The sequence below is a fragment of the Bacillus sp. N13C7 genome (assembly GCF_026790065.1).
GTDB lineage: Bacteria > Bacillota > Bacilli > Bacillales > Bacillaceae > Bacillus.
In genome coordinates, this window is sequence record NZ_JALAMO010000017.1 from 53,332 (window position 1) to 59,616 (window position 6,285).

General features: G+C 42.5%; 6 protein-coding genes and 1 pseudogene. 1 reads left to right on the forward strand and 6 read right to left on the reverse strand.

Going from position 1 to position 6,285, the window contains the following annotated elements; all coding sequences use genetic code 11:
* Complete coding sequence (gene radA, locus MOB98_RS17350) at positions 1-1,377, reverse strand: DNA repair protein RadA (protein ID WP_268362009.1); 1,377 nt, start codon at positions 1,375-1,377, stop codon at positions 1-3.
* A gap of 91 nt (positions 1,378-1,468) precedes the next feature.
* Positions 1,469-2,398, reverse strand: coding sequence for an AAA family ATPase (locus MOB98_RS20915; protein ID WP_419901013.1), 930 nt, complete (start codon positions 2,396-2,398; stop codon positions 1,469-1,471).
* Here MOB98_RS20915 and MOB98_RS20920 point away from each other — a divergent pair.
* On the forward strand, positions 2,381-2,497 hold the full coding sequence (locus MOB98_RS20920) for a hypothetical protein (RefSeq protein WP_419901014.1): 117 nt from the start codon (positions 2,381-2,383) through the stop codon (positions 2,495-2,497). The genes MOB98_RS20915 and MOB98_RS20920 overlap by 18 nt on opposite strands.
* Before the next feature lie 60 nt (positions 2,498-2,557).
* Here the strand turns inward: MOB98_RS20920 and clpC are convergent.
* The 4 genes and pseudogenes from clpC to ctsR all read right to left on the reverse strand — a co-directional run.
* Positions 2,558-3,901, reverse strand: a pseudogene (gene clpC, locus MOB98_RS20925) (ATP-dependent protease ATP-binding subunit ClpC); the annotation flags it as partial.
* Complete coding sequence (locus tag MOB98_RS17360) at positions 3,898-4,989, reverse strand: protein arginine kinase (RefSeq protein ID WP_061188087.1); 1,092 nt, start codon at positions 4,987-4,989, stop codon at positions 3,898-3,900. The pseudogene clpC and the gene MOB98_RS17360, both read right to left, overlap by 4 nt.
* Positions 4,989-5,546: a protein-arginine kinase activator protein McsA gene (gene mcsA, locus MOB98_RS17365; protein ID WP_268362007.1), complete on the reverse strand. Its 558-nt coding sequence runs from the start codon at positions 5,544-5,546 to the stop codon at positions 4,989-4,991. Before mcsA ends, MOB98_RS17360 begins: the two co-directional genes overlap by 1 nt.
* Before the next feature lie 13 nt (positions 5,547-5,559).
* A complete protein-coding gene (ctsR, locus tag MOB98_RS17370; RefSeq protein WP_014475590.1) occupies positions 5,560-6,024 on the reverse strand; it encodes a transcriptional regulator CtsR in 465 nt (154 codons plus the stop codon).
* Positions 6,025-6,285 lie beyond the last annotated feature (261 nt).

Below are 6,285 nucleotides of genomic sequence, written 5' to 3' on the forward strand. Positions count from 1 at the left end.
TTATCCTCCTAATGAAGTACGAAGCGCCTCTGCAACATTTGCTACTCCGATAACCTCAATCCCTTTTGGTTTTGTCCATCCATCCAGATTTGCCGCGGGTATGATCATGCGTTTAAAACCAAGCTTAGCCGCTTCTTTTACACGCTGTTCAATTCTTGAAACCCGCCGGACCTCTCCGGTTAATCCCACTTCTCCTATAAAACAATCTGCAGGATTTGGAGGTGTATCTCTAAAGCTTGACGCGATACTGATCGCGATAGCAAGGTCAATTGCCGGTTCATCAAGCTTAACGCCGCCGGCCACTTTCAAATAAGCATCCTGATTTTGCAGCAGCAGCCCGACTCTTTTTTCTAATACAGCCATTAACAGTGAAACCCTGTTATGGTCTATTCCCGTTGCCATACGCCGCGGATTGCCAAAGCTTGTTGGCGAGATGAGCGCCTGGATTTCAACGAGAATCGGTCTTGTGCCTTCCATAGAAGCTGTTATGCTCGAGCCTGCGGAACCCGCAGAGCGTTCTTCCAAGAAAATTTCTGAAGGATTCAAAACCTCTGTGAGCCCCTCTTCCCGCATTTCGAAAATGCCCATTTCGTTTGTTGATCCGAAACGGTTTTTTACAGCCCGCAAAATACGGAACGTATGATGACGTTCACCTTCAAAATATAAAACAGTGTCAACCATATGCTCCAACAGTCTCGGACCTGCAATAGACCCTTCTTTCGTCACGTGCCCTACGATAAAAATCGGAATGCCTTTTGTTTTTGCAATTTTCATCAGCTCAGCCGTACATTCTCTGACCTGTGACACACTGCCCGGAGCTGATGTGATATCGCTTTGGTAAACCGTTTGAATAGAGTCAACAACAACAAATGATGGATTCATCTCTTGTATAGCAGACGAAATATACTCCATATCGGTTTCAGATAAAACGTGCAGCGACGCATTATTTATGCCGAGACGGTCTGCTCTCAGTTTCGTTTGTTTGACCGATTCTTCTCCCGAAATATACAGTACACTATTCGATGAATCTGATAATTGAGCGGAAACCTGCAGTAATAACGTTGACTTTCCGATACCGGGATCGCCGCCGATTAAAACGAGGGACCCTTTAACAACGCCCCCGCCGAGCACTCTGTTAAATTCGCCAAGCTGGGTTTTTACTCGGGGTTCTTCTGATGTTTCGATTGATGTAATAGGTGAAGGTTTCTGTACAGTTTGAACAGAATGAGAAAAAGCCGCTCTCCGATTGGCCGGTGCTTTTTTAATCATTTCTTCCACCATGGTATTCCAAGCACCGCAGCCCGGACATTTCCCCATCCATTTTGGAGACTCGTAACCGCAGGATTGGCAGATGAATTTCGATTTTGTTTTAGCCATATATAGTGTAAGACCTCTCCCTTGTTCTATTTCTTGATATGAAAGTGAGGCATACACTTACATGCTGTATGCCTCATTTCCGTCTTCTATATTAATTCGTTTTAGCAGTCGTTTTTACGACAAATTCGCCATCTTCTACATCGAGAACAATATGCTGTCCTTTATGAATATTTCCTCTAAGGAGTTCTTCAGATAAACGATCCTCGACATGTTTTTGGATCGCTCTTCTTAACGGACGGGCACCGTATTCCAAGTCTACGCCCTCTTCCGCGACTTTCGCTTTTGCAGCATCTGTCAATTCGATAGAAAGATCCTGTTCTTTCAGGCGTTTCGTTAATTGATCAGACATTAATGACACGATTTCAGTGAGATGTTTTTTCTCAAGTGAATGGAAGACGATGATTTCATCGATACGGTTGATGAACTCCGGTCTGAATGCACGTTTCAGCTCACCCATCACTTTATCTTTCATGTCTTTATGATTTTGCGTCTCATCCTGAACGTTAAAGCCGACATATTTATTGCGTTTCAGCTCACTTGCTCCGACGTTTGACGTCATGATCAGAATGGTATTGCGGAAATCGACTGTACGCCCTTTAGAATCAGTCAATCGTCCGTCTTCAAGAACTTGCAATAAAATATTGAAGACATCAGGGTGCGCTTTCTCAATCTCATCAAGAAGCACAACAGAGTAAGGTTTTCTTCTGACTTTCTCTGTTAACTGGCCGCCTTCGTCGTATCCCACATATCCCGGAGGTGAACCGACAAGTCTTGAAGTGGAGTGTTTTTCCATGTATTCAGACATATCAATTCTAATCATGGATTCTTCATCGCCGAAAATAGATTCAGCAAGTGCGCGCGCAAGCTCTGTTTTACCTACGCCTGTAGGGCCTAAGAAAATGAATGAGCCGATTGGGCGTTTAGGGTCTTTTAACCCTGCTCTTGCACGTCTGACTGCTTTTGCAACAGCTACAACTGCTTCATCCTGGCCGATAACACGGGAGTGAAGAATGCTTTCCATATTGAGAAGCTTATCTGTTTCAGTTTGAGCGATTTTCGATACAGGCACCCCAGTCCAGCTGGAGACAACCATCGCAATATCATCAACAGTAACCTCTGAGTTTTCCTGCCCTTGCTTCTCTTTCCATGATTTCTTCGTATCCTCTACTTGCTCGCGCAGACGCTGCTCAGTATCACGCAGGGAAGCAGCTTTTTCAAACTCCTGGCTTTGTACTGCCGCGTCCTTCTCTTTGCGAACCTCATCAAGCTTCTGTTCAAGCTCTTTTAAATTAGGAGGCGTTGTAAAGGAGCGAAGTCTCACCTTTGAGCCCGCTTCATCGATCAAGTCAATGGCTTTGTCCGGAAGGAAGCGATCAGAAATATATCTGTCAGAAAGCTTAACCGCAGCTTCAATGGCATCATCAGTAATTGAAACGCGGTGATGAGCTTCGTATCTGTCACGCAGACCTTTTAAAATTTGAATACTTTCATCTACAGATGGCTGATCAACCTGGATCGGCTGAAAACGCCGTTCCAACGCAGCATCTTTTTCAATATATTTACGGTACTCGTCAAGAGTTGTCGCTCCGATACATTGAAGTTCGCCGCGAGCAAGTGAAGGTTTTAAAATGTTAGATGCATCAATTGCACCTTCTGCTCCGCCCGCTCCAATCAATGTATGAAGCTCATCAATGAAGAGTATGATGTTTCCTGCCTGGCGAATTTCATCCATGACCTTCTTCAGGCGGTCCTCAAATTCCCCGCGATATTTTGTGCCGGCAACTACTGTTCCCATGTCTAACGTCATCACGCGTTTATCGCGCAAGATTTCCGGAACTTCATTATTAATAATTTGCTGTGCCAAACCCTCTGCGATAGCTGTTTTACCTACACCTGGTTCACCAATGAGAACAGGATTGTTTTTCGTTCTGCGGCTTAGCACTTCGATTACACGCTGGATTTCCTTGCTTCTGCCGATAACAGGGTCAAGACTGTCTTCCTTCGCAATAGCAGTTAAGTCTCTTGCCAAGCTGTCAAGCGTAGGCGTATTCGCATTGCTGTTTGTTCCTGCCGCTGATGAACCTGTTTCATTGCTTCCAAGAAGCTGGAGCACTTGCTGTCTTGCCTTATTTAAGCTGACACCGAGGTTATTCAGAACTCTTGCAGCAACGCCTTCACCCTCGCGAATCAGGCCAAGAAGAATATGTTCTGTTCCTACATAAGAATGACCGAGTTTTCTTGCCTCATCCATTGAAAGCTCAATGACTTTTTTAGCTCTTGGAGTATAATGAATCGTTTGAGACATTTCCTGTCCGCGGCCGATTAAACTTTCAACTTCTTTTTGAATTTTATCTGAACCAAGCCCAAGCGCTTGAAGAGCTTTAGCAGCAATTCCTTCTCCTTCTCGTACCAGTCCTAATAAAATATGCTCAGTGCCAATGTTATTATGACCGAGACGAAGTGCTTCTTCCTGTGCAAGCGCCAATACTTTTTGAGCTCGTTCTGTAAATCTTCCAAACATCATATCGATTCATCCTCCTGTCTTTTCCCGTTCATTTCTAAGTGAAGCCGTTCTCTGATGAGAGCCGCTCTTCGAATGTCCCTTTCATTCGGACGCAAAGCGCCTCCCGAGTACTGCTGTAAAAATCCTGGCTGTGTCAAAATCATTAGTTCGTTAAGTATATTGCTTGAAAGTCCTTTAATAATTCCTAGATCTATGCCTAACCGGACATCTGAAAGGCACTTTGCAGTTTCTTTCGATTCTATCATCCGGCAATTGGACAAGACCCCATAAGACCGATACACCTTATCCTCAAGCTCAATCTTAGAGGTTTGATAAAGCGCTTCTCGGGCAGATCGTTCTTGTTCAATCAGCTGGGCAGCAACACTGTTAAGGTCATCCACAATATCCTGCTCTGACTTGCCAAGCGTGATCTGATTTGAAATTTGAAAGATATTCCCTACTGCTTCGCTGCCTTCCCCATAAATTCCTCTAACAACTAAGCCTAATTGATTAATTGCCGGTATAATTCGATTTATTTGCCTAGTTAAAACCAGTGCCGGCAGATGCATCATGACTGAAGCCCTTAGACCCGTACCTACATTTGTAGGACAACTGGTTAAGTATCCTCTTTGCTCATTGAATGCATAATCAACTTTTTCTTCAATCCAGTCATCGACCTGATTTGCGGCCTTCATTGCCTCTAAGAGCTGAAACCCAGGAAAAAGACATTGAATTCTAATATGATCCTCCTCATTTAACATGACGCTTACTTCCTCATTTTCAGAAAGCAAACAGCCGCCGAAAGGAGACTCTGTCAGATTCGGACTGATGAGATGCTTTTCAACAAGTACACGCTTTTCTAAAGGCTGTGCATCATTCATTCTAATCAAAACAAATTTGCCGATTCCGGGAATTTCTTGTTCAGAAAACTGATCTTCAAATTGTTGTATGATGGATGAGGCTTCTTCATTGGAATACCGCGTAGGAAATCTTATATGTTCAAAGTTCCTAGCTAAACGTATGCGGCTGCTGAGTACAATGTCACTTTCAGGTCCTTTCTGCTTCATCCAACTGCTTAGTGCGTCCTGAATAAAATGCTTGAGCGACATTACTCCTGTTCCTCCTCACTATCTGTACTTTTGAGTGATTGTTCTAATGAACGGATTTGATCTCTCACATGAGCTGCGGTTTCAAATTCTTCTTGATGGATTAAGGATTCTAATTCTCTTTTCAGCATGTCAATCTGCCGTCTGACATGGAGATTACCGCCTATACGTTTTGGTATTTTTCCAGCATGCACAGTGTTTCCGCTGTGCACTTTGCGTAAGATAGGTGTAATGTTGGTCTGAAATGTTTTATAACATTCAGAACATCCAAAACGGCCGATTTTCCTAAATTGCTGAAAGGTCATTCCGCATTTCGGACACGCAGATATTTGCTCCGAGTGACTGAACATTTGAGTTCCTGCTTTTTGGAATGAAGAATCCATGTTCAGCAAACCCGAAAGTAAATTATGAATAGAGAAACCTTGATTTGCACTTATACCATATGAATCACTATTTTCTTTGGCACATTGTTCACAAATATGAACTTCTATTTTTTCTCCGTTAACAACCTTTGTAAAGTGAAAAGTGGCTGGTCTCTCGTGGCACTCTTGACAAATCAATCTTTTCACCCGCTTATTTTAATTTTAAAGAAGTCAGCATAGCCTTCATCATTCTCGCTCTTAATTCATCACGTTCAGGCAAGTCAATGTGTAATACAGAGCGGTCCATCACGCTGACCATCATTTTTGCTTCTCTTTCTGAAATCACCTTGTCTTCTAATAGCCTTAAAATAATGTCGTCAGAGGCTGCTTGAGATAAATGGGTATTAATTTGAGAAATAATATTATTGATCAGGACAACTTCATTGTTCATTTTAATTTTAATGATTCTGATGTAACCGCCGCCCCCGCGTTTACTTTCAACAATATATCCTCTCTCGCTTGTAAATCTGGTGTTGATGACATAATTTATTTGGGAAGGAACGCATTGAAATTTATCTGCAATTTCACTTCGTTTAATTTCTAAAATTTCCTTACCGTTTTGATCTAACACTTGTTTTAAATATTGTTCAATGATGTCAGAAATATTATGTCCCACTCAACCCCCTCCTTTACTGACTTTGACTATATTTGACTTTAATCTTACTATAAGGCGTTTCTCGAGAATTTTCAACTTTCTCGCTCTATCCTTTATTATTTCCATTTTCCCGGCCCATAAAACCTGATTGCCGATTTAAAATTGAGTGTAAAGTTATTATATTATACAATTAAATGAAGTTTTATGATACCAATAAACCAGAATACAAAAAGGGCAGCTCATATGAGCTGCCCTTTTTTTCAATTGCTTGGCGGCGTCCTA